Genomic DNA, 24,653 nt, shown 5'->3' with positions numbered 1-24,653 from the left:
AATGCGGGGTGTCAGTCACCGTCTATGTACCTGACCCACCGCATCGCTGCCCTCGTAACCTCGGACGTCTCCTACAGGTACTGCGTCGTTCCGATGATTTGCGGTCGATATCCAATCTGTAGGAGCCAGCAAGCCGGCTCACAGGTTCGGCGCACAGTCTGAAATAGGCGCCCGTATTACAGCGGCGTCAGGCATTCCGGCGCATTAAGCTTCGGATCGTTCACCAGATTGGCCAGCGGACGCTCTCGCAGCTGCCTCTGCGGTGCGGCGAGCAACGACTGCAACGTCACCAGCGAGCTGTCAGGGTCGAGCCAGGCAGCCTGCCCTTCTTCATCGAGAATCAGCGGCCTGCGCTGATTCATCGCCGCTTGCGTCACCACCGCCACGCTCAGATAGACGTGCTCTTGCACCGGGTAAGCCTCCCAGATCGCCGCGAAATACAGCGTCGAGCCCTCGGCCGGCGTCAGCCAGAACGGCCGCTTGCGCACCGTACCGCGCCACTCGTAGAAACCGTTGGCGGGGAGCAGACAGCGGCGCTCACGAAACGCCTGACGGAACATCGGTTGTTCGGCCAGGGTTTCTGCCCGCGCGTGGGCAGGCGTTCGCGACATGTCGGTCAGCCAAGGCGGAGTCAGTCCCCAGCGCGCTCTGGCCACTTGACGCCCGGCCTCGCCCTCCTCGCTCGCCCGGACCATCAGCACCGAATCGTGGGGCGAAATATTCCACTGCGCCTGCTGGTCCGCCGGAAATCCGGGCAAGGCCGCAAACGCGGGCGTCCAACGAAACAGCGCATAACGTCCACACATGGGCTCAGGGCAACTCTTCTGAAAAGCGAATGAAGCCGCGCAGGACAGGCCTCAGCACAACAACACATCGGGGTAGCTGTCAGGCTCATCGCCCGACAACGGAAAGGCGCCATTGTACTCAGTGATCAACTGGCGTGCCCGATCGGCCTCGTCATCCTGCACCGCCAGCCCCAAAAGGCCGAACACCGGCAACTCACCGATCCCGCCCAGCAAGTGGCGTCCGGTGATGTGCGACTCGATGCCTTCACTGGCGAGCATGGACTGCAACAGCTCGCCTTCCATCATGTTTTCCGGTTCATAGATTTTGCGCATCAGTCGTTCTCGGCACGGACGTCCAGATCCCATTGTTCGCCATCGGTTTGCAGATGAAATTCGATGGGACGACAGCACACATGACAATCTTCGATGAAGTTGTGGTCGCCTTCCGACAGGTCCAGGACCGTTTCTCCCGGTTCGCCGCAATAAGGGCACTCGTAAGGCGCTGCAGGTTGTATTTCGTGCATCACAGTCTCCGAGAGCAGTTTTGCGTATAATCGCCGACTTGTTTGCAGGCCGAGCTTAATTTCTCACCATCCGGGCGTAAAACCGGACTCGACCTACCTTTACCCTAGCCGTTTCCAACAAGAGAGCATGATGGGCGAATTCGATGCCATCCGACCGTACGACGACACCGAAGTAAAAGCCGTACTCAACCGGCTACTGGGTGACAAGGCGTTCCTCGCGATCCTCACGCATTTCCGTTTTCCACGTCTGGCCGGTTCCCTCGGCTGGATCCTTCAGCCTGCCATCGCGCGCAAGCTGCGCCGTCAGTTTGCCGGCATCGAGACCGTCGCGGCCTTGCAGGACAAGGTCGAGCATTACGTCGACCATACGATTGAACGGGCCACCGATGGTGTGACCTACACCGGCGTGGAGCAGTTCAAGTCCGGCGTGGCTTACCTGTTTCTGGCCAACCACCGGGATATCGTGATGGACCCGGCGTTCGTCAACTATGCCGTGTACCACGCAGGCTTGCCGACGCCGCGGATCGCCATCGGCGACAACCTGCTGCAAAAGCCGTTCGTCAGCGACCTGATGCGCCTGAACAAGAGCTTCATCGTGCATCGCTCCATCACCGGACGCCGCGAAAAAATGGCGGCGTACCAGTTGCTGTCGGCCTACATCAATCACTCGATTCGCAACGACTGCCAGTCGATCTGGATCGCACAGGCCGAAGGTCGCGCCAAAGATGGCGACGACCGCACCGAGTCGGCGATCCTCAAGATGTTCCACATGAGTCGCAAGGACGAGCCGTTTGGCGAAGTCATTCAGTCGCTGAACCTGACGCCGGTCTCGATCAGCTACGAGTACGACCCATGCGATCAGGCGAAGGCCCGCGAGCTGTACATCCGCGCGACCACCGGCAGTTACACCAAGGCACCGGGCGAGGACGATGTCAGCATCGCGCTGGGCATCACCGGCTACAAAGGCCGCGTCCACGTCAACTTCGCACCACCGATTACCGAGCTGTTCGACGACACCAAGCAACTGGCGATCGAAATGGACCGGCAGATCCTCGGCGGCTACCGCCTGTTCCCGGTGCATTATCTGGCGTACGCGCAGTGGGACGATGCCGATCCGAGCCTGAAAGTACCTGCCGCTGCAAAGATTTTCCCGGCCGACGAGCTGGAGCGCGCGAAAGAAGAATGGCAACGCCGCCTGGAGGGCTGCGCCGAAGAGCACCGTCCGTATCTGGTGCTGCAATACGCGACGCCAGTGCGCAATCAGTATCGGGTCAAGGCGGGACTGCCGCTTTAACATCAGTCGCTTCACGAAAAACGGCGCCCCGACAGGCGCCGTTTTTTATTGCCTCACAGATGAGGCGGCAACCACAACAAACCCTGTGTGCGGATTCGTTCGCGGTCGGCCTGCGGGATCAACGCATCTCTGGCGCCTGAAAGACTTTTCGCGAATAAATTCGCTCCCACAAAGGCCCGAGCGCACGGCCCGCGATGGGCGAGGAGATCAAAGTTTGGTGCTCACCCATGAGAGCAGCAACGCAAACCCCAGGCACGCCGCACCGATGCGATAACTCAGGCGGATCATGCGCAGGGTGGGTACGTCCATCAGGTGCATGGGCTCATCGATAGGCGCTTGCTCGGTGAGTTTGTGCAGTTGCGTGGTTTCACGTTGCTCGAGGTTGCGGGTGGTGTGCAACAGCCAGATCCCGGGTCCGGCGGCGAGTAGCGCCAATGCGTTGAGGACCATTGCGGGGGAGTGCTGGAGGAACGACATGGGGCCTCGATGGCGCCAGATCAGGGCACCGCAGGTTCAGTTGGATCTGACGATAAAGGTACTGCGTGTCACCTTAACGTCACCTGAACCGTTCACTGTGTAGCACCTCAACTCGACCACCCGGATACGGAGAGCGTCATGCTGCACGCCCACAACCAGGACCGCCTTTACCTCATCGCCCCGAGTGACGAACAGGAAGCGCTCATCGACGCGCTGGCCTTCAACGTCCAGGACAGGCATTGGCTGGTGTACTGCGCACTGGGTGGCCACGCACATAACGACCTGCCGGAGATGGACCTGGAAACGGGTTACAGCTTTCTGGATTTCTACCAGGCGGCGTAAACCTAAGCCCCAACAAAAAGCCCCCGGCTTCTCACGAAACCGGGGGCTTTTGTCATACAGCCAGTCGAGTTACTGACCCAGCGTGCGACCGATGGTCTGATCCTGGAACAGACGGGTCAGCGCATCGCTGAGCACGTCGCTGATCAGTTTGGTGTTCGTTTCTTCGTTGGGCGCCATGCCGAAACGCTGGTCCAGCGACGCTGCGTAACGACCGCTGTAGCTGTGACCGTTGTTCTGCACGTCAGCGCGGAAGGTCGAACTGATGTTCGCTTCAGTCACGTACAGGCCTTCTTTGGGCGACTGATACTTGAGGTCCGCAAGGGTGATGGTCAGCTGTGGGCCGTTGCCGCCTTGAACAGGCGTAAAGCCCAGCAGACGCACGGCAGCTTCGGCCTGGGCCTGGAGCTGCGGAACCACTTGCTGGCTGTTGACCGTAATCGAACTGGTTTCAGGGTACAGCCCACCGCGGGTGCCAAGGGTCTGCGACTGGCGACCGTCGACAACCCGAACCACCACTTGCTGACCGTGCCCGACAGGCGCCAGCTGGCTGTTCAACTTGGGTTGTGGGCTAAGCGACTGCGGGCTGTGGGCACACCCCACCAGCGTCAGACTGCCTACAGCAAGCAAACCGAACAAAACGCGACGCAACATGCTCATTTCTCCATGGGCCAAGGCACAAATTGTGCCGCAGTATAGCGACCTCGCAAGGTCGCTCACTAGCGTAAAGATACGACAAAGTGCCATCGCACCGGTTCCTGACGGCCTCGTTATTCGTGACAGCCAAAAGATACGCGTCGACACCATTACGCAATGTGGACGTCATGGGGATGTCATCGCCGCACGGCATACTTTTCTCAAAGGCCCAACAGCGCTTCCCACATCAAGGAGTCTTCCCATGGACTTTCTCTGGTCTCTGTTCTCGCTTCGTCGCCGTTATCGTCACTATGCTCGCCTGGACACATACGGCGTGTGCGTTTCGTTCAAGCACTGCGCCGTAGCACCTCAGGGTCATGACTGGGTGGAAATCACCGAAGCCAATCTGACCTGGCTGCACCAGCCTCTGCCCGCCAGCGCCCGCATCACGCCCCGCGCGCGTGCGATTACCGCCCGGCAATTGCTCAGCATCTGACCGAACGGCGAATAAAAGTCATTTTTTCTGGATCAATTCTGCGCGTTTCATCGCTATAATCTCCCCCCGATTATAAGGACGTCTCCTGATCGGGCCTCGCAGCATCGTTGATACCGCGTATCAACTCCTCCGTATCGCCCACAGAGAGCCTTCCACACAGACATGTGCAGCCCGGTGTGTCCGCGGCGCAGGCGCAAAAACGTCGATTCGCTCGAACCTTTTGCGCACGCCAATGCCCACACTGTGTTTGAACCTGATCTGCCAGAGCTGCCATCGCGCAGCCCTTTTTGAGGTTTGCGTCTCCAAAAGAGCGCAAAAAAAACGGGTTTTCACAACTTCACAAGAGTGTGGCGAGCAAATGAATAGTTACGCGTTTGTACATGCACCATTAGCGTCTGACCCAGCCCCCTTGCAAAGGACCGACTGCAGCGCAGCCTCCACAACCGGAGTCTGAAGCCTGTCCACTACGGATTTGGTTGCATAACCGGACGTCTTGACGATAGTCGAATGGCTGTTCGGGCCGAAAAATGCGTTCATGCTTGCACTACAAAAGCATCGACCAGGCCCCTGCGGTGGCGTCCGCTGAAGATGCAAAAAATTGCGAAGAATCGGACATGCCGATCCCGGCCGGGTTGTACGAGGCACTGCGCGAACCCCGCGCCGCCCGCACCCGGCAACTGACCTCGGGGTCCATGCCGTCAATTTGGTGCTGCAGATTTTGGAGACGCGTTAATGGCGCATAACGAAGCAGTCGATGTGGTACTGGTCGGGGCAGGCATCATGAGTGCCACCCTTGCAGTGCTGCTCAAGGAGCTCGACCCAAGCCTCAAGCTTGAGGTTGTCGAACTGATGGATTCCGGTGCCGCAGAGAGTTCCAACCCATGGAACAACGCCGGCACCGGCCATGCAGGCCTGTGCGAGCTGAACTACACGCCGGAAATGGCCGATGGCTCCATCGACATCAAAAAAGCGATTCATATCAACACTCAGTTCGAAGTCTCGAAGCAGTTCTGGAGCTATCTGGCTCGCACGGGCACCTTCGGTTCCTCGCGCTCGTTCATCACGCCGGTGCCGCACCTGAGCTTCGTTCAGGGCGAGAAAGGCATGGCGTACCTTAAAAAACGCTACGAAGCGCTGCGCAAACACCACGCGTTCGCATCGATGGAGTACACCGAAGACAAGGCCACGCTGGCCGAGTGGATGCCGCTGATGATGCCGGGCCGTCCGGCTGATGAGCCGATCGCCGCCACGCGCGTCATGCACGGCACCGACGTGAACTTCGGCAACCTGACCAATCAATTGCTCAAACACCTGTCCAGCGCTCCCGATGCGCAGGTCAAGTATTGCAAGCGCGTCACGGGCCTGAGCCGTAAAGGCGATGGCTGGAGCGTGACCATCAAGGACGTCAACAGCGGTGGCACACGCGAAATCGACGCCAAATTCGTGTTCCTCGGCGCCGGTGGCGCGGCCCTGCCGCTGCTGCAGATGTCGGGCATCGAAGAAGGCAAAGGTTTTGGCGGCTTCCCGGTCAGCGGCCAGTGGCTGCGCTGCGACAACCCTGAAGTGGTAAAACGTCACCAAGCCAAGGTCTACAGCCAGGCTGCGGTGGGTTCCCCGCCGATGTCGGTTCCACACCTGGACACCCGCGTGGTCGACGGCAAGACCTCCCTGCTGTTCGGCCCGTACGCCGGTTTCACCACCAAGTTCCTCAAGCACGGTTCGCTCATGGACCTGCCGCTGTCGATCCGCGCCGCCAACATCGCACCGATGCTGGCCGTAGCCCGCGACAACATGGACCTGACCAAGTACCTGATCAGTGAAGTGCGGCAGTCCATGGAACAGCGTCTGGATGCCCTGCGTCGCTTCTACCCTGAAGCGAAAGCCGAAGACTGGCGCCTTGAAGTGGCCGGTCAGCGTGTGCAGATCATCAAGAAGGATCCGAAGAAAGGCGGCGTTCTGCAATTCGGTACCGAACTGGTTTCGGCCAAGGACGGTTCCCTTGCGGCGCTGCTGGGCGCATCCCCGGGTGCTTCGGTCACTGTTTCGATCATGCTCGACCTGATCGAACGCTGCTTCCCTGAAAAGGCTCGTACCGAATGGGCCGCCAAGCTGAATGAGATCTTCCCGGCTCGGGAGAAGATTCTGGAAACCGACGCGCAGCTGTATCAGCGTGTCAGCGCCCAGAGCGACGAGAGCCTGGACCTGGTCCCAAGCAGCCAGGCGGCAAGCTTCGCTTGATTCAGAGCCTGCTCTGAATCGGTGAGATTACTGAAAGCCCCGCCCACGCAGCGGGGTTTTCAGTTTTAATGCGTCAGATGGCGCATCACTTCATCGAAAACTTCACCGTGTAACTGCCCATCGAATCGGTGCCTTTGGTCACCGCAGCGCTGCATTCGGCAGGTACGGTGCCAATGGAGTTGGCAGTGGCAGTTTTCTCAGGTGCGGGGTTTACCCCGACCCATCGGAAAACCACCTTGTGAGACATCCTGAACTCGCACTTCTGCCCTTCGGTGTTCGCATAGCGAAACACCGCGGCGTCATTGCGGGGATTATTCAACGTCACGTTGATCGCCCGCCCACTGTTTTGAGCCGGTATGAGATAGCTGCTTAAACTCGCTCCCTTAGGCTCCCAACTGGCGTACGTCATGTGGAGATCCTGCTCTTTGTCGTTCCATACCTCGACCGCAACCTTCATGGTCTTGGGGTAGGCCGCATAGGCAGCAGGGATCATGGCGAAGACCGCCAGCAAGGCGATGAATCCGCCCAGAATACGATTGAATACGTTCATGCGTTAAATTCCTTTTCGTTTGATGTTCCGGGCATCCTGCCCGGACCGATGCGTCTCAAGACACACGAGTCAGTATGAACATGCCAACGTTTTTTAAAAGGAAAAGACGCAGTTAGATGCAGTAGGAAAGATCATTCAACGATGAAGTAAGACGGTGTATCAAACGAGCGCCGCAATGGCGCCCGTCAGACATCAAAACTTAACCGCGCGCCTTTTCGATCAACGCGATATATTCCTCGGCGTTACGCTGATCCTTGATCAGTGCAACAAAGTCATGACCTTGGGCGTCTTTGCCATCCAGGTCGTAGCCCGCTTCCTTGAAGAACACCAGAAAACGCCCGAAGTCATCGATGCGCAGGCCACGATAGGCTTTGATCAGCTTGTGCAGGGACGGGGAAGTCGCATCCACCGGCTCGAAATCCAGGAACAGTTTGATCTGGGCGTCGCCGATTTCATCGCCAATCACCTGCTTCTTATCTTTACGCATTGCTGACTCCAACTGACTTGCGGGACATTTTCACGGGCGGGCAGTTTACCCCTCGCCCGACCACAGGCTCAACGCGCGCGTACACTGCCGGTGTGCACATCAGCCCAGACATGACCATTGGCGTAACTGAGAAACTGGCAATAGACCTTTTCGTTGCGCAGCAAATCCACCAGCACGCGGTATTGGCTGGCAGGGTAATACAGGGTCAAGGTGCGGCTTGGCTCGTCGTAAGCGGGTTTTTTCAGGCTTTTGCTTTCGCCGTCAAAATGAACAAGCACCTCGGAGATCGTGGCGCCCTTGTTCATCGGCTTGCCCTTGAGGCGCAGGGTCAGCGGTGAAGTCACAGGAATCGGCTGCTGATTGGACTGACGCTGGCTGCCCACCACCACCGAATAGTCCGTGATCTGCAGCAATTGCTGCTGTTCGGGTTCTCCTTCACGCACCGACAACTCATCGGGCGGCAGGTATTGGGCGTGCATGGGTTCGGCGACAACAGGCGCGGCCATTGGCAGGCTCAACAACACCAGCAAGGCAGCTCTAAGGCGAAAGGACAAAGGCATGATGGCTCCCCGAAAAATCAGGGGAGCACTCTAGCATGGAGAAGACGTGCCTCAGCCCGGGGCGGGCAGGACGTTTTCACGATTTAATGCGTGCGCTTTCAGGTGACTCAATTCATCTCGACCTGGACGGCGTAACCGCGACCCGGGGTGTTGTTGAGGACCTTGGCGCGACAGGTCGCTGGCTCACTGCCTTGGGACTGAGCGTCTGCCCAGTAGCGAGGGAGGATGGTGACGTTACCGCCGCTCTGACTCGGTCGCATGTCGTGACCCAGACGAAACAGGCAGACCTTGTGCGCGCTGCTGTAGCGGAACGAGGCCTGATCGACAGTGGGGTTGTTCAACGGGATGTTGACGACCGCAAACGTGCCGGGCGTGACGCGATAACTGGCTGCCGACTCACCGGCCAGGCTCCAGCTCGAGGAGGTCAGGTCCAGCGCGCGCTGGCCTTGATTGACCACGTCCACGGTGGCGATGAGTTGCGCGGCCTGAGCCGATTGAGCGAGGAACATTGCCGAGGCGAACGCGGCGGCAATGCCGGCGCTCATATGTTTCAAATTCATGTTGCTAACGTCCATTCAAGTAAAAAGGCTGTGCCCCGGATCGATCTCTGTCTCTCCGGGTACTGTGCCGAGTTTGCTGAAATGGAACGTTTACGAAATGTAAGAAAGCCGATTCAGGAAGTCAGACGCTTCCTTGATCGCCTTACATGCCTTTAACGGCGTAGATGCCGGCGGCGTTGCGCCAGTAACCCTTGTAATCCATGCCATAACCGAAGATATACCGGTCGATGCACGGCAGACCGACGAAGTCGGCTTTGAGGTCAGGACGCGCCTTGCGGTCGTGGTCCTTGTCGATCAGCACGGCCGTGTGGACGGCGCTCGCGCCTGCGTGCTTACAGAAGTCGATGATCGCGCCAAGGGTATGACCTTCGTCGAGGATGTCGTCGATGATCAACACGTCGCGGTCAATGAACGACACCTCGGGCTTGGCTTTCCAGAACAGCTCGCCGCCGCTGGTTTCGTTGCGATAACGCGTCGCGTGCAGATACGAAGCTTCCAGCGGGAAGTTCAGGTGCGTCAGCAGCTTGCCGGCGAAAATCAGGCCACCGTTCATCACGCAGAAGACGACCGGGTTACGTTCGGCCAACACACTGTTGATTTGCTGACCGACGCGGGCGATGGACGCCTCGACTTCGGCCTCGGTGTACAGGCAGTCAGCCTCGCGCATGATTTGACGGATATGCTCGAGATCAGCGGACATGACGCTCTCCAAGGGGGGCTGTGGAAGGAAAAGCGGGCAAAGGTACGCATCGGACAACGTCAGGGCAAGTCTTTCTGGACTAACGTTGCACTGGCGTCCCATTAATGTCAGAAACGCGATCCTAACCGGTAAGACAAGTTACAGCTGAATAGATTAATCTAAGCCGTTTTTTTTGCCCGCCCGCTGGAGCCGTCCCCTTATGCCCATTCGTGAGATCCGCCATCCGCTGATCCGTCACAAACTCGGTCTCATGCGCCGAGCCGATATCAGCACCAAGAACTTTCGTGAACTGGCTCAGGAAGTCGGCGCACTGCTGACCTACGAAGCGACCAAAGACCTGCCGCTGGAGACTTACGACATCCAGGGCTGGGCCGGCACTGTCCAGGTCGAGAAGATCGCCGGCAAAAAGATTACCGTGGTCCCGATCCTGCGCGCGGGCATCGGCATGCTCGAAGGCGTCCTCAGCCTGATCCCGGGCGCCAAGGTCAGTGCCGTGGGCGTCGCACGCAACGAAGAAACCCTTGAAGCGCACACCTACCTGGAAAAACTCGCCCCCGAGATCGACCAGCGTCTGGCCTTGATCATCGACCCGATGCTGGCCACCGGCGGCTCGATGGTCGCCACGATCGACCTGCTGAAAAAAGCCGGTTGCCGCGACATCCGCGCCATGGTCTTGGTGGCTGCGCCGGAAGGCATCGCCATCGTCGAGAAGGCGCATCCGGACGTGAACATCTACACCGCGTCCATCGATGAACGCCTGAACGAACAGGGTTACATCATTCCGGGCCTGGGCGATGCCGGTGACAAAATCTTCGGCACCAAGCAAAAGGACGCCTGATGAAGCAGGACGAGTTTAACGATCCACTCTGGCGCACCGTATTGTCGGGCGCGCAGATGCTCTTCGTGGCCTTCGGCGCCCTGGTCTTGATGCCGCTGATTACCGGGCTCGACCCCAACGTCGCATTGTTTACCGCAGGGTTGGGCACGCTGTGCTTTCAACTGGTGACAGGCCGTCAGGTGCCGGTATTCCTGGCGTCCAGCTTCGCTTTCATCACCCCGATCATTCTCGCCAAGGGCCAATTCGGCCTCGCGGCGACCATGGGCGGCGTGATGGCGGCAGGCTTCGTCTACACCTTCCTGGGCCTGGCGGTGAAGATCAAAGGCACGGGTTTCATCGATCGGCTTCTGCCGCCGGTGGTGATCGGGCCGGTCATCATCTCAATCGGTCTTGCGATGGCACCCATTGCCGCCAACATGGCCATGGGCAGAACCGGTGACGGCGCGGCTGAGCTGATCCCCTATCACACCGCCATCGTGATCTCGATGGCGGCACTGCTGACGACATTGATCGTTGCGGTGTTCGGCAAAGGCATCTTCCGCCTGGTCCCGATCATCTCCGGTGTGTTGGTGGGATTTGCCCTGTCGTTCTATTTCGGCGTGGTGGATGTCGCCAAGATCGCCGCCGCACCGTGGCTGGACATCCCTCATTTCACGGCGCCGGAGTTCAACTGGCAGGCGATCCTGTTCATCGTGCCGGTGGCGCTGGCCCCAGCGATCGAACACATCGGTGGCGTGATTGCCGTCGGCAGTGTGACGGGCCGTGATTACCTGAAAAAGCCCGGCCTGCATCGCACGCTGCTGGGCGACGGCATCGCGACCACGGTCGCTGGCGCTTTCGGCGGCCCGCCCAACACCACGTATGCCGAAGTGACCGGCGCGGTGATGCTGACCAAGAACTACAACCCCAAGATCATGACCTGGGCAGCGATCTTCGCCATTACACTGGCCTTCATCGGTAAATTCGGCGCGCTGCTGCAGAGTATTCCGGTGCCGGTGATGGGCGGGATTCTGTGCCTGTTGTTCGGCTCTATCGCCGCAGTGGGCATGAACACGCTGATCCGGCACAAAGTCGACCTGGCCGAGGCGCGTAACCTGGTGATCGTTTCGGTGACGCTGGTGTTCGGTATCGGCGGCGTGCTGATCGGCACGGGCAACGGCCCGGATGATTTCGGGATGAAGGGCATTGCCCTGTGCGCAGTGACGGCGATTGTGCTGAACCTGATCCTGCCGGGCAACGATGCCTGGAAGAACAAGCATCTGGATGATCAGTTGCCGTAGCTTGCGCAGTTGTGTTTTTTGTAGGAGCCGGCTTGCTGGCGAATGGCGTCGATCAGTGACGAAGATGTCGACTGTAACCCAGCATTCGCCAGCAAGCCGGCTCCTACAGTAGGCCGCATGCAGTCAGTCAATCCCGGGATAGCAAATACGCGCATCTCACTCTGCTCAGACCACCATCGCTGGCGCCCGCTCGCACAGCGTATTCAGAGCTTTCGCCCAGTTTGGATCATCGTTCAGGCAAGGGATCAAAATCAGCTCCTCGCCCCCCGCTTCCTTGAACTGCTCCGCCCCGCGATCCCCGATTTCTTCCAGCGTCTCGATGCAGTCGGCCACGAATGCAGGGCACATCACCAACAGCTTCTTAACGCCCTGCGCCGCCAGTTCAGCCAGATGCGCTTCGGTGTAGGGCTCGATCCACTTGGCCCGCCCAAGACGCGACTGAAACGAGACCGACCACTTGCCATCGGGCAGTCCCATCCGCTTGGCGAACTCGGCGGACGAGCGCATGCATTGAGCGCGGTAACACACGGCAAGGACTTCAGGCGAAGCGTTTTCACAGCAGTTGCCGCCCTTGAAGCAATGGTTGCCCGTCGGGTCCAGCTTGGTGATATGCCGCTCAGGCAACCCGTGGAAGCTCAGTAACAGGTGATCAAAATCCTGCGCCAGATGCGGGCGCACGCTCTCTACCAATGCCTCAAGGTATTCGGGCTGATTAAAGAACGGCGGGACCAGCGAGAAATCGAAGTGCAGTTTCCTGTCCCGCACGACCCGCTTCGCCTCTTCGATCACCGTGGTCACGGTGCTGTCGGCAAACTGAGGGTACAGCGGGGCCAGGGTGACCTTCTTGATGCCCTGCGCCGCCAGGCGGGTCAGTACTGTTTCAATCGACGGCTCGCCATACCGCATCGCCAGCTCGACCGGGCCCTGCGTCCATTCCTGAGTCATGGCCTGCTGCAGACGCTTGCTCAATACCACCAGCGGCGAGCCTTCGTCCCACCAGATAGAAGCGTACGCATGGGCAGATTGTTCAGGACGTTTGATCAGGATGAGCGACACCAACAAACGCCGGACCGGCCACGGCAGATCAATAACGTACGGGTCCATCAGGAACTGATTGAGGTAGCGGCGAACGTCCGCTACTTCGGTGGAGGCTGGCGAACCCAGGTTAACCAGCAGCAACGCGTGATCGGTCATGCAACACCTTGATGTCAGTGGCGGCCTAGAAGATTTTTCAGTGCCGCGTGCAGATCGGTGAATCGGAAAGTGAATCCGGCGGCCTGCAGCCGGCTCGGGCTGGCGCGCTGGCCGCCCAGCAGCAATATCGACAACTCGCCCATGAGCACCTTCAACGCAAAAGCGGGCATGGGCATGAATGCCGGACGGTGCAGGATCGCGGCGAGCGTCTTGGCGAAATCGCGATTGCGGACCGGTGATGGCGCGCAGACATTATAGGGACCTTGGGCGTCATCCCGGTTCAACAGAAAATCAATCGCCGCGATTTGATCGTCGATATGGACCCACGGCATCCATTGCCGTCCATTGCCGATCGGCCCGCCCATCCCTAATTTGAACGGTGGCAACAGGCGCTGCATCATGCCGCCGTCACGGGCCAGCACCAAGCCAGTTCGCAGCAATACCACACGAATCCCAAGCCCCTCCGCCCGCTGCGCGGTTTCCTCCCAGGCGATGCACAGGCGACTGGCAAAGTCTTCGCTGACCGGCGCCGAGCTTTCATCAAGCTCTCGCTCCCCACCGTCGCCGTACCAGCCCACTGCAGATCCTGAAATAAGAACGCGGGGCTTTTGCTCCCGTCGTTCAAGCCAGGTCATGAGTTGTTCAGTGAGGGTGATGCGGCTGTCCCATAACAGCATTTTGCGTTTACGGGTCCAGGGCCTGTCGGCGATCGGGGCGCCCGCCAGGTTGATCACGGCGTCGACCGTCTGGTCGCTGATGTCGTCCGGGTGCGCAATTCCGCGCACCCCAGCGCCGCAAAGACGCGGGACGTCTTCGGGCTTGCGACTCAACACCGTCAGTTGATGGCCTTGATCGCGCCAGTGTCGACACAAACGACGACCTATCAACCCTGTACCGCCGGTCAGCAAGATGTGCATGTCGGTGTTCCTCGCGTGGCGTTCATCGCAAATCGGTAGTCTATTTCTTCACAAACAATGTGCTTGTGAACGAAGCGAATAATGGAACCATAGGCCACGCTATAGAGAACGCCTCCTCACCCGTACGTTCGATTGATCCGTTCGAACAGTTGAACGATTCAGGTAAAGCGTCAGACTCAAGAATGAGCCCTGAGAAAGGTCAGCGTCCTGCGCGTCGAAGGACGATAAGTTATACCGAAGATCGGCATTGTACAGGTTTTAACTACGGCGTAGTCTGTGTAGACAAGGTAACGAGGCCCCTATGACTGTACCCATCGCAATCATCGGTACCGGTATCGCCGGACTCTCCGCTGCCCGAGCATTGCAAGCCGCCGGGCATGCCATCCACCTTTTCGACAAGAGCCGCGGCAGTGGCGGAAGAATGTCCAGCAAGCGCAGCGATGCAGGTGCGCTGGACATGGGCGCGCAGTATTTCACCGCTCGCGACCGCCGTTTCGCTGCCGCCGTTCAGCAATGGCAGGCCGACGGTCACGTCGCCGAATGGACACCACTGCTCTACAACTTCCATGGCGGCCAATTGAGCCTGTCGCCCGACGAGCAAGTGCGTTGGGTCGGCAAGCCGCGCATGAGCGCAATTACCCGGGCCATGCTGGGCGATATGCCGGTTACGTTTTCCTGCCGCATCACCGAAGTATTCCGGGGCGAAGAGCACTGGAACTTGCTGGACGCTGACGGTCGCAGCCATGGCCCGTTCAGTCAGGTGGTGATCGCGATTCCGGCTCCGCAGGCCTCCACGCTGCTCGCCGCCGCGCCTAAGCTGGCCAGCGTGGTTGCAGGCGTGAAGATGGAGCCGACCTGGGCGGTCGCCCTGGCGTTCGATACGCCTTTGGAGACGCCGCTGGAAGGCTGCTTCGTGCAGGACAGCCCCATCGACTGGCTGGCGCGCAATCGCAGCAAACCGGGCCGTGACGACAAGATGGACACCTGGATCCTGCACGCCACCAGTGCCTGGAGCCGTCAGCATCTGGACATGCCCAAGGAGCAGGTGATCGATCACTTGCACGGTGCATTTGCCGAACTGATCAATTGCTCGATGCCGGCGCCTGCGTTCACCCTCGCCCACCGCTGGTTGTATGCACGGCCCGCCGGGGGACGTGAAGTCGGCGCGTTGTCCGATCCGGATCTGGGTCTGTATGTGTGTGGCGACTGGTGCCTGTCCGGTCGTGTCGAAGGCGCATGGCTCAGCGGCCAGGAGGCGGCACGTCGCTTGCTCGAACACTTGAAATGAATCGACTTAACCCGCGCAAATTGCTGCTGTCGAAATGGACAGCAGCTCATCCCCAGCATCGCGAAAAACATTTCCTGGTCACCGAACTGTTCTGCGACGAAGAAGGCATCGTTCTGGAAATCGAGTTGCAGGCCGTGCTCACCAAGCGCAGCGAACGTCTGACCTGGCAGACACTGCAGGATGAGCAGACGTGGCGGATGGGGTGGAAATAGTCCAGCGTGCCCTGCCCTCCGGGAATGACACTCCAATGGCAGGCGCCAGCTCGCTGGCGACAATATCGGCGTCATGCTCAAGCCTTTGGAACGCCGCGAACCCTGTAGGAGCAATCGGAGGTTACGACGGTCGCGAACGCGGTGTGTCATTCACCGTTGACGCTACCGACCCACCGCATTCGCCAGCAAGCCGGCTCCTACAATATCCGCGTCATGCTCAAACCTTTGGAACGCCGCGAACCGTGTAGGAGACGTCCGAGGTTACGAGGGCAGCGAACGCGGTGTGTCATTCACCGTTGATACTGCTGACCCACCGTATTCGCCAGCAAGCCGGCACAGTTTCTGGGCATGCAATCCACCCCCCAGTCAGCAAATCCCTCAAGCAACCTTGTACAAATAATTTGACTTGTACAACCTTGAACCTATGATGAAGACACGTTGTACAGCCAAAAAAGGTTGTACAAGATGTTGATCGAGGTTTTGCCATGTCCACGCCACCGACCCCACAACAGCAACCCGCGTCAAAACCCAAGCTGGGCGTCAGCGCCTGCCTGATGGGTGTCGAGGTTCGATTCAACGGCGGGCACAAGGAATCGCACCTGCTGACGCGCGCGCTGAATGAGTATTTCGATTTCGTCCCGGCATGCCCGGAAGTTGCGATCGGCATGGGCATTCCGCGCGAAGCGATTCGTCTGGTCGGCGACCCGGAGCATCCTCAAGCCGTGGGCACGGTGCGCAAGGAAATGAATGTCACCCAGGCCCTCGCCGAATACGGCGAGCACATGGCCGAAGAAATGGACGATATCTGCGGCTACATCTTCATGCAGAAATCCCCGTCCTGCGGCCTTGAGCGTGTGAAGGTCTACCGCGATAACGGCGCACCGTTCGATGCCGGTGGACGCGGCATTTATGCCCAGGCGTTCTGCGCCAAGCATCCGGACCTGCCGGTGGAAGAAGACGGCCGGCTGAATGATCCCGTGCTGCGGGAAAATTTCATCACCCGCGTTTACGCCTACGCCGCCTGGCAAGCACTGCTGAAGAACGGCATCACGCGACGGGCGCTGACCGAATTTCACTCGCGCTACAAATACCAACTGATGGCCAACGACCCGGTTCAGTACAAAGCCTTGGGCAATATGCTGGGCAACATGGGACGCAGCGACCCCGTCGAGATTGCGCCTCGGTATTTCAGCGAGCTGATGAACGCCCTGAAGAAGCCCGCCACACGCCGGACCCACACCAACGTCCTGCAGCACCTGTGCGGTTATCTGCGCGACACCATCAGCGGCTCGGACAAGCAGGAAATTCAGGCCGTCATCCGTCAGTACCACCAAGGCATAGTGCCATTGGTCGTGCCGCTGACCTTGCTCAAACATCACTTCCGCCAACACCCCGACCCGTACATCGCGTTACAGGTTTACCTGCAACCGCATCCGGAAAACCTCAGCCTGCGTAACGCGATCTGACCGATGAAGAATATGACCTCTGAACCCTTGGATGACGACCCCCAGGCCGACTCCGAAACCTTCGAAGACGGCTGGTTGCCGATTCGCGAGGTCGCTCGTCTGACCGGTGTGAATGCGGTGACCCTGCGCGCCTGGGAGCGCCGCTATGGTCTGATCGTGCCTCACCGCACGCCCAAGGGTCACCGTTTGTACAGCACGGCGCACGTCGATCGCGTGCTGACAATTCTGACCTGGCTCAACCGCGGCGTTTCCGTCAGTCAGGTCAAGCAATTGATCGACAATGAGCAGTCACCGCCGCTCAGCGTTGAAAACGACTGGGATCGGCTGCGACAAAACCTGCTGGAGGCCATCACTGCACTGGCCGAGCGGCGACTGGACGACACGCTCAATCAGGCGATGTCGCTGTACCCGCCGCGCACCCTGTGCGAACAACTGCTGATGCCTTTGCTGGCTTCACTGGAGCAGCGTTGGCAGGGTCAGTTCGGCGCGCAGCTGGAGCGCGTGTTTTTCTATTCGTGGCTGCGCAGCAAATTCGGCGCCCGGCTTTACCACAACAACCGTCAGGTCAGTGGTGCACCGTTATTGCTGATCAACCATTCCGACGTGCCCATGGAACCTCATGTGTGGCTGACCGCCTGGCTATTGAGCAGCGCCGATTGCCCTGTGGAGGTCTTCGACTGGCCTTTGCCGCCGGGTGAGTTGCCGCTGGCGTGCGAGTACCTCAAGCCGCGGGCGGTGCTGTTGTACTCCAGCAAATCGCTGAACCTGGCCCAGCTCCCTCGCCTTCTGAACAACATCGACTGCCCGACATTAATTATCGGACCCACGGTGCGCATCCATTCGGCCGAGTTATCCGTATCTGTCAGTGAGGTCCCCGGACTCACCCTTGCCGAAGACCCTTTGACCGCCCAGGCCACGCTGCAAAGCCTGGGTCTTATCTAAGGAATGAACATGCAACTCATCTGGCTGCGCAGCGATTTGCGCGTACACGACAACACCGCATTGAGCGCTGCCATGGAGCAGGGCCCCACGCTGGCCGTGTACATGATCAGTCCCGAGCAGTGGCACAGCCATGACGACGCGCCGTGCAAGGTCGACTTCTGGTTGCGCAACCTGGCTGCGCTCAAAATCGAACTCCAAGCGCTGAACGTGCCGCTGGTGATCGTGCACGCCGCGACCTGGGACAAGGCGCCCAAAGCGCTGCTCACGCTGTGCACGACCCACGGGATCGAGCAGGTTCACGTCAACGAAGAGTACGGCGTCAACGAGACTCGACGCGATGAAGACGTCGCCGCAGCGCTGGATAAACACGGCATCGGCTTTCACAGCCATCTGGACCAGCTGTTCTTCAAGCCCGGCAGCGTGCTGACGAAAAGCGGCGGGTATTTCAAGGTCTTCACCCAGTTCCGCAAGGTCTGTTACGCGCGCTTGCACTACTCGGTGCCAGCGGTGGTGCGCCTGCCCGGGAAGCAATCGGCATTGCACATCAAAAGCGACGATGTTCCGGAGCAGGTCACCGGTTTTGCCACACCGTCCGATGCGCTGCGTGCACTGTGGCCTGCGGGCGAAAGCGAAGCCCGGCGGCGCCTCGAAGCCTTCACCGACGAACAAGTGCATTACTACCAGGATGAGCGCGACTTCCCGGCCAAGCCCGGGACCAGCCAGCTTTCGGCGTACCTGGCCGCGGGCGTCGTCTCCCCTCGCCAATGCCTGCATGCGGCGTTGCGCAGCAACAACGGCGAATTCGAAACAGGAAACGCAGGCTCGGTGACCTGGATCAACGAGCTGCTGTGGCGCGAGTTTTATAAACACGTCCTGGTCGGATTCCCTCGCGTGTCGCGCCATCGCGCGTTCCGTCCTGAAACCGAGGCGTTGAAGTGGCGTCATGCGCCAAAGGACCTGGAAGCCTGGCAACAAGGGCGTACCGGGCTGCCGATCATTGACGCAGCGATGCGTCAGTTGCTGGAAACCGGCTGGATGCACAACCGTCTGCGCATGATCGTGGCGATGTACCTGACCAAGAACCTGCTGATCGACTGGCGTGAAGGCGAACGTTTCTTCATGCAGCACCTGATCGACGGGGATCTTGCGGCGAACAACGGTGGTTGGCAGTGGAGCTCGTCCACCGGCACCGACGCGTCACCCTATTTCCGCATCTTCAATCCGCAGAGCCAGTCAGAACGCTTCGACCCGGAAGGCCGGTTCATCAAAACCTGGATTCCGGAGCTGGCCGACCTCAACAAACGGGATATTCATAACCCTTCGGCGCTGGGCGGGCTTTTTGGCGTTGCCGATTATCCGGCGCCGATCGTCGACCTGAAATCCAGTCGCGAACGCGCGCTGACCGCCTTCAAATCGCTGCCTCATCGACAAGCAGAGACTCAAGACCATGAGTGAATTCCTGCGCGATTACGCCCGGCGCTTCGCCGAACTCGACAAGGGGAACCTGCACCTGCTCGGCGAGCTGTACAGCGATGATGTCGCCTTCACCGATCCACTGCACGATGTTCACGGGCTGCCTGATCTGCGTAAGTACTTCGAGGACCTGTACGCCAACGTCACCGACTTGCAATTCGAGTTTCACGCCTTCGATCAGGTACGCGAAGGCAAGGGCTATTTGCGCTGGACCATGAGCTACCGCCATCCCCGTTTGAAGCAAGGTGAGCCGATCCTGGTTCACGGTTGCTCGCACTTGCTGTGGACGGACAACAAGGTGTTTCAGCATCGCGATTTCTTCGATGCCGGAGCTTTGCTTTATGAGCACCTCCCCGTGATGGGCAGGATGATCCGGTGGCTCAAAGGGAGATTGGCATGAAGCGACGTATCTGGCTGACCGGCGCCAGCAGCGGCATCGGGCTGGCGCTGGCCGAAGAACTGCTGAAAGCAGGCCATCAGGTCGCGCTGACGGCGCGCACCCTCGAGCCGCTTGAAGCGCTGGATCAACGCTTTGCACATCAGGTATTGCTCGTACCCGGCGACGTCGCCGATCCCGAAACCGTGACCGCCATTGGCGAGCGCATCGCTCAGGTCTGGGGAGCCGTGGACACGGTGATCCTCAATGCAGGCACGTGCGAATACATCGACGCGAGTCAGTTCGATGCCGGTATGGTCGAGCGCGTGGTGAAGACCAACCTGATCGCCACCGCGTATTGCATTCAGGAAGCACTGCCCCTGCTGAGACTGGGTGATCGTCCGCATCTCGTCGGTGTGGCCAGTTCGGTTGCGCTGCTGCCGCTGACCCGCTCCGAAGCCTATGGAGCGTCGAAAGCCGGCTTGCGCTACCTGCTTCAATCCTTGCGCATCGATCTGGCGCAGGAAGGCATCGAAGTGACGGTCGTCAGCCCTGGCTTTGTCGACACCCCGCTGACGGCAAAAAACGACTTCCCGATGCCCATGCGCTGGTCTGCGCCAAAGGCCGCGCGGTACATTGCCGAACGCCTGGAAAAACCCCGCCGGCCGCTTGAAATCGCCTTTCCATTCGTATTCATTCTGCTGCTCAAGGCGATCGCCATCCTTCCCTTGCGCCTTCAATTGGCGCTGTGCAAACGCATGGTCCGCACATCGGCCAAGACCGGGGCGACCTCATGAAAATCGCGATCATCGGCAGCGGTATCTCGGGCCTGACCAGCGCCTGGTTGCTCAACCGCATGCATGACATCACCGTGTTCGAAGCCGATGACTGGATCGGCGGTCACACGCACACCGTCAATGTGTCCGTGAATGGCAAACAACACGCCATCGACACCGGGTTCATCGTCTTCAACGACTGGACCTACCCCAACTTCATCAAGTTGCTGGGCAAGCTGGGCGTGGCGTTCAAGCCCACCGAGATGAGTTTTTCAGTCTGCGACCCGCACAGCCGTACCGAATACAACGGCAATAACCTCAACAGCCTGTTCGCCCAGCGCAGCAACCTGCTGTCGCCGACCTTCTGGGGCATGCTGCGGGACATCCTGCGCTTCAATAAACAGGCATTCGCCGATCTGCAAAGCCAGCGCATTGCCGCGGACACCACGCTCGGCGCCTACCTGAAAGCGGAAGGTTACGGCCGGCGGTTTACCGAGCACTACATCGTGCCCATGGGCGCGGCCATCTGGTCGATGTCACTGGCCGACATGCTCGCCTTTCCGCTGCAGTTCTTCGTGCGTTTTTTCAAGAACCACGGTTTGCTTTCGGTCAGCAACCGCCCGCAATGGTGCGTCATCGAAGGCGGTTCCAGCCGTTACATCGAACCACTGACCGCGTCGTTTCGCGACCGCATCCGCCTGAAATGCCCGGTCACCCGGGTCGAGCGTGACAAAGAGGGCGTGACGATTCACAGCGCTCAGGGCAGCGAGCGCTTCGACAAGGTGGTTTTCGCCTGCCACAGCGACCAGGCGCTGGCGATGCTGGCCGAGCCGAGTGCCACCGAGCAAGAAATACTCGGCGCCTTGCCCTACGCCGACAACGACGTCGTGCTGCACACCGACACCCGACTGCTGCCCAGCCGCCCACTGGCCTGGGCGAGCTGGAACTACCGGCTGGGCGGCGCGGGCGATCAATCGGCCGCCGTGACCTACGCGATGAACATTCTGCAAGGGATCGAAAGCGATACCACCTTCTGCGTCAGTCTCAACCAGACATCAGCCATCGATCCGGACAAGATCCTTGCGCGCTATCGATACGCTCATCCGCAATACAGCCTCAAGGGCATCGAGGCTCAAGGGCGCTGGCAAGAAGTGTTCGGCGCCCAGCACACCTATTACTGCGGCGCTTACTGGGCCAACGGTTTTCACGAAGACGGCGTGGTGAGCGCGTTGCGCGTTGCTTCTGCCTTTGGGGAATCGCTGTGAACAGCGCCCTGTACAGCGGCTGGGTGAGCCATCGGCGCTTTTCGCCCAAGGCCCACGCGTTCACGTACCGGATCGGCATGCTCTATCTCGACCTGGAAGAGCAGGACGCCGTGATGCAGCTGTCGCCCTTCGCCGGTATGAGCCGTCTGGCGCCGTTTTCCTTTCGCCAGAGTGACTATTTGCGTGAATACACCGGACGCGGCATCTCGCTGACCGGCGCCGTACGCGACATTGTGCGCAAGGCGCTGGGCCATGCACCGCTGGGCCGTGTGTGCCTGCTGACCCAGGCGCGCAGCTGGGGGCTGTCGTTCAACCCGGTGAGTTTCTTCTACTGCTTCGAACGTAACGGCAACCTGGCGGCGATTGTCTGCGAGGTCACCAACACGCCCTGGCGTGAGCGCTATCACTATGTGCTGCCGGCCGACGCCGAGGGTCACCAGCATTTCGCCGTGGCGAAGGCCTTTCATGTCTCACCCTTTCTGCCCCGGGATCTGGAATACCGCATGAGTTTCAGCCAGCCGAGCGACCGGCTGGGCGTGCACATGGCGGACTGGCAGGGCGAGCACAAAGTGTTTGACGCGACCCTCAACTTGCAGCGTCAAACGCTGAGCCGCGCTGCCCTGCATCGTCATCTGCTGAGTTTCCCGTGGATGACCGCCAAGACGTGCCTCGCCATTTACTGGCAGGCACTGCGCCTGTTCGCCAAACGCATACAGATTTTTTCCCATCAGGCCGCCGAAGGCTCGTACCGCAGTGCTGCCGTTGACAAGGATAGACGCCATGAAAAGCAGTAGCGCCATTGCCGGTTTCAGCACCAACAACCTGACCTCGAACCTGTTACGACGTGGCGTGCTGAGGCAACTCGCGCACCTTCGTCACGGACAGTTGGTGGTCTACGAAGGCGATGAGCGGCAGGTGTTTGGTGCTGCGGGCGCCGTGCTACTGGGCGAGATTCACGTTCAGGATGCGGCCGTGTGGGGGCTGGTGGCCAGCAACGGGTCGATCGGCGCTGGCGAGGCCTTCATTCATGGCTACTGGACAAGCCCGGATTTGACTGCGGTCATCCGGGTATTCGTCAGCAATCTGGATGTACTCGATGCACTGGAAGGTGGTCTGGCGCGTCTCAGCCGCCCTTTCGTGCAGGGCCTGCACTGGCTCAACCGCAACACGCGCAAAGGCTCGCAGAAAAATATCGCGGCCCACTACGACCTGGGCAACGACCTGTTCGAGCAATTTCTCGACCCGACCATGATGTATTCGGCCGCGCAGTTCCTGACGCCTGATGACACGCTGGAGCAGGCGCAGTTGAACAAGCTGGAGCGGATCTGTCAGAAGCTTTCGCTCAAACCCACCGATCACTTGCTGGAGATCGGCACGGGCTGGGGCAGCATGGCGATCTATGCCGCCCAGCACTACGGCTGCAAGGTCACGACCACGACCCTGTCCAAGGAACAATTTGCCTACACCGAAAAACGTATCGCCGAGCTCGGTCTGCAGGACCAGGTGACGCTGCTGCTCAGCGACTACCGTGACCTGACCGGGCAATACGACAAGCTGGTGTCCATCGAGATGATCGAAGCGGTCGGTCACCGTTTTCTGCGGACCTATTTCAAGCAGTGCACGCAGCTGCTCAAGGACGACGGTTTGATGCTGCTGCAGGCAATCACGATCAGGGAGCAGCGATACGAGCAGGCAAAACGCAGCGTCGACTTCATCCAGCGGTACATCTTTCCGGGCGGCGCCCTGCCTTCCGTCACCCGAATGCTGGAAATCGTCAGCGATGACACCGACATGAATCTGCTGCACATGGAGGATTTCGGGTTGCACTACGCAAAAACCCTGCGCCTGTGGCACGACAACTTCCGCCATGCGGCCGGCTACCTCACGGAACTGGGCTACGACGATTATTTCCTGCGCCTGTGGGAGTTTTACCTGTGCTACTGCGAGGGCGGATTCATGGAACGAACCATCGGCACCGCGCAATTGTTACTGGCAAAACCCAAGGCTGTGCCGCAGCCGCTTCTGGGACGTTTCGATGCTTAAGAACCTGACAAACGCCGCGCTGTTCCAAATCGGCTGGTTCACCTGTGTGCTCGGTGGGAACAGTGGCTGGCTGCTGATCACGTTCGTTATTTTTGTCGTCCACCTGCTCCTGATCGGCTCGTGGCGCAGTGAGGGGAAGCTGCTGATGACGGTGTTCGCGCTGGGCTGTGTGCTCGACAGCGCGCTGATCAAGTTGGGCGTTTTCGATTTCGGGGAAGCCGGCAAGGTCATTCCGCTATGGCTTGCCTTGCTGTGGCCGCTGCTGGCCACAACGCTGGGGCATTGCCTGGCCTGGTCGGCCAGGCCCTGGTGGCTGGCGAGTGCACTCGGCGCCGTCGGAGGACCGGCCTCCTACATCGCCGGATCCCACCTCACTTACGTTCAGTTGCCGCTGGGCGTATGGCCAAGCGTCCTGATACTCGGCGCGATCTGGGCCGTCATCTTCCCGTTGCTGCACTGGCTGGCCCACTATTTTCGCGACGCCCGTGCGCATGAGGTATCGGCGTGAAGGCTGCGTCCGTCAGACCAGCCACCGGCCTGTTCGACACTGCTTTACACTGCGCCGCATGACTTCCATACCCCTGCTCCAACTCCCCGTAGAACCCGCCGAACCTGTGGTTACGTGTTCAACCTGCGCCGCGTGCTGCTGCCAGCTTGAGGTGATGCTCATCACCGACACGGGCGTGCCTGAACGGTTTATCGACACCGACGATTGGGGCGGCGAAGTCATGTTGCGCCTGGACGACGGCTGGTGCGCGGCACTGGATCGCGACACGATGATGTGCACGATCTACGACAAGCGGCCGTTGATCTGCAGGGAATTCGAGATGGGTGCACCGGAGTGCATCACTGAGCGGGAAGGGATTGCGACGGCGTATTTGTAACCCGTGACCACACGTTCGGACTGCAACCACTGTGGGAGCGAATTCATTCGCGA

Annotated in this window: 30 protein-coding genes; 18 read left to right on the top strand and 12 right to left on the bottom strand. The window is 59.7% G+C overall.

Annotation, left to right across the window (positions count from 1 at the left end; translation table 11 throughout):
• Nucleotides 1–176: 176 nt before the first annotated feature.
• From BLS87_RS16535 to BLS87_RS16525, 3 genes are read right to left on the bottom strand one after another with little or no spacing between them, the layout of a single operon-like run.
• Entirely contained in the window at nucleotides 177–806 is a 630-nt protein-coding gene (locus BLS87_RS16535) for an SOS response-associated peptidase (RefSeq protein ID WP_074753570.1), read from the bottom strand.
• A 51-nt stretch (nucleotides 807–857) separates the two neighbouring features.
• Nucleotides 858–1,118 (bottom strand): putative signal transducing protein, encoded by a 261-nt coding sequence (locus tag BLS87_RS16530; protein WP_074753569.1) that lies wholly within the window; start codon nucleotides 1,116–1,118, stop codon nucleotides 858–860.
• Nucleotides 1,118–1,309, bottom strand: a complete 192-nt coding sequence (locus tag BLS87_RS16525) for a CPXCG motif-containing cysteine-rich protein (RefSeq protein ID WP_074753568.1) — start codon at nucleotides 1,307–1,309, stop codon at nucleotides 1,118–1,120. The genes BLS87_RS16530 and BLS87_RS16525 overlap by 1 nt, the downstream gene beginning before the upstream one ends.
• 130 nt (nucleotides 1,310–1,439) lie before the next feature.
• Between BLS87_RS16525 and BLS87_RS16520 the strand changes: the two genes are divergently transcribed.
• Complete coding sequence (locus BLS87_RS16520; protein ID WP_083370693.1) at nucleotides 1,440–2,603, top strand: 1-acyl-sn-glycerol-3-phosphate acyltransferase; 1,164 nt, start codon at nucleotides 1,440–1,442, stop codon at nucleotides 2,601–2,603.
• Between the two features lie 207 nt (nucleotides 2,604–2,810).
• Here the strand turns inward: BLS87_RS16520 and BLS87_RS16515 are convergent, their stop codons facing one another.
• Nucleotides 2,811–3,080, bottom strand: coding sequence for a hypothetical protein (locus tag BLS87_RS16515; protein ID WP_074753566.1), 270 nt, complete (start codon nucleotides 3,078–3,080; stop codon nucleotides 2,811–2,813).
• A gap of 138 nt (nucleotides 3,081–3,218) precedes the next feature.
• On the opposite strand from BLS87_RS16515, the gene BLS87_RS16510 reads away from it, so the two are divergent.
• On the top strand, nucleotides 3,219–3,422 hold the full coding sequence (locus BLS87_RS16510; protein ID WP_074753565.1) for a hypothetical protein: 204 nt from the start codon (nucleotides 3,219–3,221) through the stop codon (nucleotides 3,420–3,422).
• A gap of 69 nt (nucleotides 3,423–3,491) precedes the next feature.
• Here BLS87_RS16510 and BLS87_RS16505 read toward each other — a convergent pair whose 3' ends face one another.
• Nucleotides 3,492–4,073, bottom strand: a complete 582-nt coding sequence (locus tag BLS87_RS16505; protein WP_074753564.1) for a YajG family lipoprotein — start codon at nucleotides 4,071–4,073, stop codon at nucleotides 3,492–3,494.
• Between the two features lie 244 nt (nucleotides 4,074–4,317).
• On the opposite strand from BLS87_RS16505, the gene BLS87_RS16500 reads away from it, so the two are divergent.
• Nucleotides 4,318–4,551, top strand: coding sequence for a hypothetical protein (locus BLS87_RS16500; RefSeq protein ID WP_074753563.1), 234 nt, complete (start codon nucleotides 4,318–4,320; stop codon nucleotides 4,549–4,551).
• A 732-nt stretch (nucleotides 4,552–5,283) separates the two neighbouring features.
• The gene (gene mqo / locus BLS87_RS16495) at nucleotides 5,284–6,789 is read left to right on the top strand and encodes a malate dehydrogenase (quinone) (RefSeq protein ID WP_074753562.1); all 1,506 of its coding nucleotides are present in this window, start codon (nucleotides 5,284–5,286) and stop codon (nucleotides 6,787–6,789) included.
• 85 nt (nucleotides 6,790–6,874) lie between these two features.
• Here the strand turns inward: mqo and BLS87_RS16490 are convergent, their stop codons facing one another.
• The 5 genes from BLS87_RS16490 to BLS87_RS16470 form a co-directional block, all read right to left on the bottom strand.
• Nucleotides 6,875–7,339 (bottom strand): hypothetical protein, encoded by a 465-nt coding sequence (locus BLS87_RS16490; protein WP_074753561.1) that lies wholly within the window; start codon nucleotides 7,337–7,339, stop codon nucleotides 6,875–6,877.
• 199 nt (nucleotides 7,340–7,538) lie between these two features.
• Nucleotides 7,539–7,826 (bottom strand): PA4642 family protein, encoded by a 288-nt coding sequence (locus BLS87_RS16485; RefSeq protein ID WP_074753560.1) that lies wholly within the window; start codon nucleotides 7,824–7,826, stop codon nucleotides 7,539–7,541.
• A 68-nt stretch (nucleotides 7,827–7,894) separates the two neighbouring features.
• Complete coding sequence (locus BLS87_RS16480; protein ID WP_074753559.1) at nucleotides 7,895–8,386, bottom strand: hypothetical protein; 492 nt, start codon at nucleotides 8,384–8,386, stop codon at nucleotides 7,895–7,897.
• Between the two features lie 107 nt (nucleotides 8,387–8,493).
• A complete protein-coding gene (locus BLS87_RS16475; protein ID WP_143024404.1) occupies nucleotides 8,494–8,946 on the bottom strand; it encodes a hypothetical protein in 453 nt (150 codons plus the stop codon).
• Nucleotides 8,947–9,088: 142 nt separating this feature from the next.
• On the bottom strand, nucleotides 9,089–9,646 hold the full coding sequence (locus tag BLS87_RS16470; protein WP_074753557.1) for a hypoxanthine-guanine phosphoribosyltransferase: 558 nt from the start codon (nucleotides 9,644–9,646) through the stop codon (nucleotides 9,089–9,091).
• A gap of 199 nt (nucleotides 9,647–9,845) precedes the next feature.
• Between BLS87_RS16470 and upp the strand changes: the two genes are divergently transcribed.
• Together upp and BLS87_RS16460 are read left to right on the top strand one after the other, a co-directional pair.
• Nucleotides 9,846–10,484 carry a uracil phosphoribosyltransferase gene (gene upp, locus BLS87_RS16465; protein WP_074753556.1) on the top strand — a complete coding sequence of 213 codons (639 nt, stop codon included), beginning with the start codon at nucleotides 9,846–9,848 and terminating at the stop codon, nucleotides 10,482–10,484.
• A complete protein-coding gene (locus BLS87_RS16460) occupies nucleotides 10,484–11,764 on the top strand; it encodes a uracil-xanthine permease family protein (protein ID WP_074753555.1) in 1,281 nt (426 codons plus the stop codon). The genes upp and BLS87_RS16460 overlap by 1 nt, the downstream gene beginning before the upstream one ends.
• Nucleotides 11,765–11,929: 165 nt before the next feature.
• Here the strand turns inward: BLS87_RS16460 and hemH are convergent, their stop codons facing one another.
• Nucleotides 11,930–12,958, bottom strand: a complete 1,029-nt coding sequence (gene hemH, locus BLS87_RS16455; RefSeq protein ID WP_074753554.1) for a ferrochelatase — start codon at nucleotides 12,956–12,958, stop codon at nucleotides 11,930–11,932.
• Nucleotides 12,959–12,972: 14 nt separating this feature from the next.
• Nucleotides 12,973–13,875: a TIGR01777 family oxidoreductase gene (locus BLS87_RS16450; RefSeq protein ID WP_074753553.1), complete on the bottom strand. Its 903-nt coding sequence runs from the start codon at nucleotides 13,873–13,875 to the stop codon at nucleotides 12,973–12,975.
• Between the two features lie 301 nt (nucleotides 13,876–14,176).
• Here BLS87_RS16450 and BLS87_RS16445 point away from each other — a divergent pair, with 301 nt between their 5' ends.
• From BLS87_RS16445 to BLS87_RS16390, 12 genes are all read left to right on the top strand, one after another.
• A complete protein-coding gene (locus BLS87_RS16445) occupies nucleotides 14,177–15,163 on the top strand; it encodes an NAD(P)/FAD-dependent oxidoreductase (RefSeq protein ID WP_074753552.1) in 987 nt (328 codons plus the stop codon).
• A complete protein-coding gene (locus tag BLS87_RS16440; protein WP_074753551.1) occupies nucleotides 15,160–15,375 on the top strand; it encodes a TIGR02450 family Trp-rich protein in 216 nt (71 codons plus the stop codon). The genes BLS87_RS16445 and BLS87_RS16440 overlap by 4 nt, the downstream gene beginning before the upstream one ends.
• 485 nt (nucleotides 15,376–15,860) lie before the next feature.
• The gene (locus BLS87_RS16435; protein ID WP_074753550.1) at nucleotides 15,861–16,841 is read left to right on the top strand and encodes a YbgA family protein; all 981 of its coding nucleotides are present in this window, start codon (nucleotides 15,861–15,863) and stop codon (nucleotides 16,839–16,841) included.
• A gap of 12 nt (nucleotides 16,842–16,853) precedes the next feature.
• The gene (locus tag BLS87_RS16430) at nucleotides 16,854–17,783 is read left to right on the top strand and encodes a MerR family transcriptional regulator (protein WP_143024403.1); all 930 of its coding nucleotides are present in this window, start codon (nucleotides 16,854–16,856) and stop codon (nucleotides 17,781–17,783) included.
• Nucleotides 17,784–17,792: 9 nt separating this feature from the next.
• Nucleotides 17,793–19,238: a deoxyribodipyrimidine photo-lyase gene (gene phrB / locus BLS87_RS16425; RefSeq protein WP_074753548.1), complete on the top strand. Its 1,446-nt coding sequence runs from the start codon at nucleotides 17,793–17,795 to the stop codon at nucleotides 19,236–19,238.
• Nucleotides 19,231–19,656 carry a nuclear transport factor 2 family protein gene (locus BLS87_RS16420; RefSeq protein WP_074753547.1) on the top strand — a complete coding sequence of 142 codons (426 nt, stop codon included), beginning with the start codon at nucleotides 19,231–19,233 and terminating at the stop codon, nucleotides 19,654–19,656. The genes phrB and BLS87_RS16420 overlap by 8 nt, the downstream gene beginning before the upstream one ends.
• The gene (locus tag BLS87_RS16415) at nucleotides 19,653–20,429 is read left to right on the top strand and encodes an SDR family NAD(P)-dependent oxidoreductase (protein ID WP_074753546.1); all 777 of its coding nucleotides are present in this window, start codon (nucleotides 19,653–19,655) and stop codon (nucleotides 20,427–20,429) included. The genes BLS87_RS16420 and BLS87_RS16415 overlap by 4 nt, the downstream gene beginning before the upstream one ends.
• The gene (locus tag BLS87_RS16410) at nucleotides 20,426–21,673 is read left to right on the top strand and encodes an NAD(P)/FAD-dependent oxidoreductase (protein ID WP_074753545.1); all 1,248 of its coding nucleotides are present in this window, start codon (nucleotides 20,426–20,428) and stop codon (nucleotides 21,671–21,673) included. Before BLS87_RS16415 ends, BLS87_RS16410 begins: the two co-directional genes overlap by 4 nt.
• Nucleotides 21,670–22,467, top strand: a complete 798-nt coding sequence (locus BLS87_RS16405; protein WP_074753544.1) for a DUF1365 domain-containing protein — start codon at nucleotides 21,670–21,672, stop codon at nucleotides 22,465–22,467. Before BLS87_RS16410 ends, BLS87_RS16405 begins: the two co-directional genes overlap by 4 nt.
• Nucleotides 22,454–23,716 carry an SAM-dependent methyltransferase gene (locus BLS87_RS16400; RefSeq protein ID WP_074753543.1) on the top strand — a complete coding sequence of 421 codons (1,263 nt, stop codon included), beginning with the start codon at nucleotides 22,454–22,456 and terminating at the stop codon, nucleotides 23,714–23,716. Before BLS87_RS16405 ends, BLS87_RS16400 begins: the two co-directional genes overlap by 14 nt.
• Nucleotides 23,709–24,224 carry a DUF2878 domain-containing protein gene (locus BLS87_RS16395; protein ID WP_074753542.1) on the top strand — a complete coding sequence of 172 codons (516 nt, stop codon included), beginning with the start codon at nucleotides 23,709–23,711 and terminating at the stop codon, nucleotides 24,222–24,224. The genes BLS87_RS16400 and BLS87_RS16395 overlap by 8 nt, the downstream gene beginning before the upstream one ends.
• 58 nt (nucleotides 24,225–24,282) lie before the next feature.
• Nucleotides 24,283–24,600, top strand: a complete 318-nt coding sequence (locus tag BLS87_RS16390; protein WP_074753541.1) for a YkgJ family cysteine cluster protein — start codon at nucleotides 24,283–24,285, stop codon at nucleotides 24,598–24,600.
• Nucleotides 24,601–24,653: the final 53 nt, after the last annotated feature.

It is taken from the genome of Pseudomonas abietaniphila (assembly GCF_900100795.1).
GTDB lineage: Bacteria > Pseudomonadota > Gammaproteobacteria > Pseudomonadales > Pseudomonadaceae > Aquipseudomonas > Aquipseudomonas abietaniphila.
The sequence above is the reverse complement of the archived record's forward strand: the minus strand, read 5'-3'. Positions and strand labels throughout refer to the sequence as shown.

Bases quoted from the DNA above. Each gene is read 5' to 3' on its own strand.
- BLS87_RS16535 (WP_074753570.1), bottom strand. From the start codon at position 806: ATGTGTGGACGTTATGCGCTGTTTCGTTGGACGCCCGCGTTTGCGGCC.
- BLS87_RS16530 (WP_074753569.1), bottom strand. From the start codon at position 1,118: ATGCGCAAAATCTATGAACCGGAAAACATGATGGAAGGCGAGCTGTTG.
- BLS87_RS16525 (WP_074753568.1), bottom strand. From the start codon at position 1,309: ATGCACGAAATACAACCTGCAGCGCCTTACGAGTGCCCTTATTGCGGC.
- BLS87_RS16520 (WP_083370693.1), top strand. From the start codon at position 1,440: ATGGGCGAATTCGATGCCATCCGACCGTACGACGACACCGAAGTAAAA.
- BLS87_RS16515 (WP_074753566.1), bottom strand. From the start codon at position 3,080: ATGTCGTTCCTCCAGCACTCCCCCGCAATGGTCCTCAACGCATTGGCG.
- BLS87_RS16510 (WP_074753565.1), top strand. From the start codon at position 3,219: ATGCTGCACGCCCACAACCAGGACCGCCTTTACCTCATCGCCCCGAGT.
- BLS87_RS16505 (WP_074753564.1), bottom strand. From the start codon at position 4,073: ATGTTGCGTCGCGTTTTGTTCGGTTTGCTTGCTGTAGGCAGTCTGACG.
- BLS87_RS16500 (WP_074753563.1), top strand. From the start codon at position 4,318: ATGGACTTTCTCTGGTCTCTGTTCTCGCTTCGTCGCCGTTATCGTCAC.
- mqo (WP_074753562.1), top strand. From the start codon at position 5,284: ATGGCGCATAACGAAGCAGTCGATGTGGTACTGGTCGGGGCAGGCATC.
- BLS87_RS16490 (WP_074753561.1), bottom strand. From the start codon at position 7,339: ATGAACGTATTCAATCGTATTCTGGGCGGATTCATCGCCTTGCTGGCG.
- BLS87_RS16485 (WP_074753560.1), bottom strand. From the start codon at position 7,826: ATGCGTAAAGATAAGAAGCAGGTGATTGGCGATGAAATCGGCGACGCC.
- BLS87_RS16480 (WP_074753559.1), bottom strand. From the start codon at position 8,386: ATGCCTTTGTCCTTTCGCCTTAGAGCTGCCTTGCTGGTGTTGTTGAGC.
- BLS87_RS16475 (WP_143024404.1), bottom strand. From the start codon at position 8,946: ATGAATTTGAAACATATGAGCGCCGGCATTGCCGCCGCGTTCGCCTCG.
- BLS87_RS16470 (WP_074753557.1), bottom strand. From the start codon at position 9,646: ATGTCCGCTGATCTCGAGCATATCCGTCAAATCATGCGCGAGGCTGAC.
- upp (WP_074753556.1), top strand. From the start codon at position 9,846: ATGCCCATTCGTGAGATCCGCCATCCGCTGATCCGTCACAAACTCGGT.
- BLS87_RS16460 (WP_074753555.1), top strand. From the start codon at position 10,484: ATGAAGCAGGACGAGTTTAACGATCCACTCTGGCGCACCGTATTGTCG.
- hemH (WP_074753554.1), bottom strand. From the start codon at position 12,958: ATGACCGATCACGCGTTGCTGCTGGTTAACCTGGGTTCGCCAGCCTCC.
- BLS87_RS16450 (WP_074753553.1), bottom strand. From the start codon at position 13,875: ATGCACATCTTGCTGACCGGCGGTACAGGGTTGATAGGTCGTCGTTTG.
- BLS87_RS16445 (WP_074753552.1), top strand. From the start codon at position 14,177: ATGACTGTACCCATCGCAATCATCGGTACCGGTATCGCCGGACTCTCC.
- BLS87_RS16440 (WP_074753551.1), top strand. From the start codon at position 15,160: ATGAATCGACTTAACCCGCGCAAATTGCTGCTGTCGAAATGGACAGCA.
- BLS87_RS16435 (WP_074753550.1), top strand. From the start codon at position 15,861: ATGTCCACGCCACCGACCCCACAACAGCAACCCGCGTCAAAACCCAAG.
- BLS87_RS16430 (WP_143024403.1), top strand. From the start codon at position 16,854: ATGACCTCTGAACCCTTGGATGACGACCCCCAGGCCGACTCCGAAACC.
- phrB (WP_074753548.1), top strand. From the start codon at position 17,793: ATGCAACTCATCTGGCTGCGCAGCGATTTGCGCGTACACGACAACACC.
- BLS87_RS16420 (WP_074753547.1), top strand. From the start codon at position 19,231: ATGAGTGAATTCCTGCGCGATTACGCCCGGCGCTTCGCCGAACTCGAC.
- BLS87_RS16415 (WP_074753546.1), top strand. From the start codon at position 19,653: ATGAAGCGACGTATCTGGCTGACCGGCGCCAGCAGCGGCATCGGGCTG.
- BLS87_RS16410 (WP_074753545.1), top strand. From the start codon at position 20,426: ATGAAAATCGCGATCATCGGCAGCGGTATCTCGGGCCTGACCAGCGCC.
- BLS87_RS16400 (WP_074753543.1), top strand. From the start codon at position 22,454: ATGAAAAGCAGTAGCGCCATTGCCGGTTTCAGCACCAACAACCTGACC.
- BLS87_RS16395 (WP_074753542.1), top strand. From the start codon at position 23,709: ATGCTTAAGAACCTGACAAACGCCGCGCTGTTCCAAATCGGCTGGTTC.
- BLS87_RS16390 (WP_074753541.1), top strand. From the start codon at position 24,283: ATGACTTCCATACCCCTGCTCCAACTCCCCGTAGAACCCGCCGAACCT.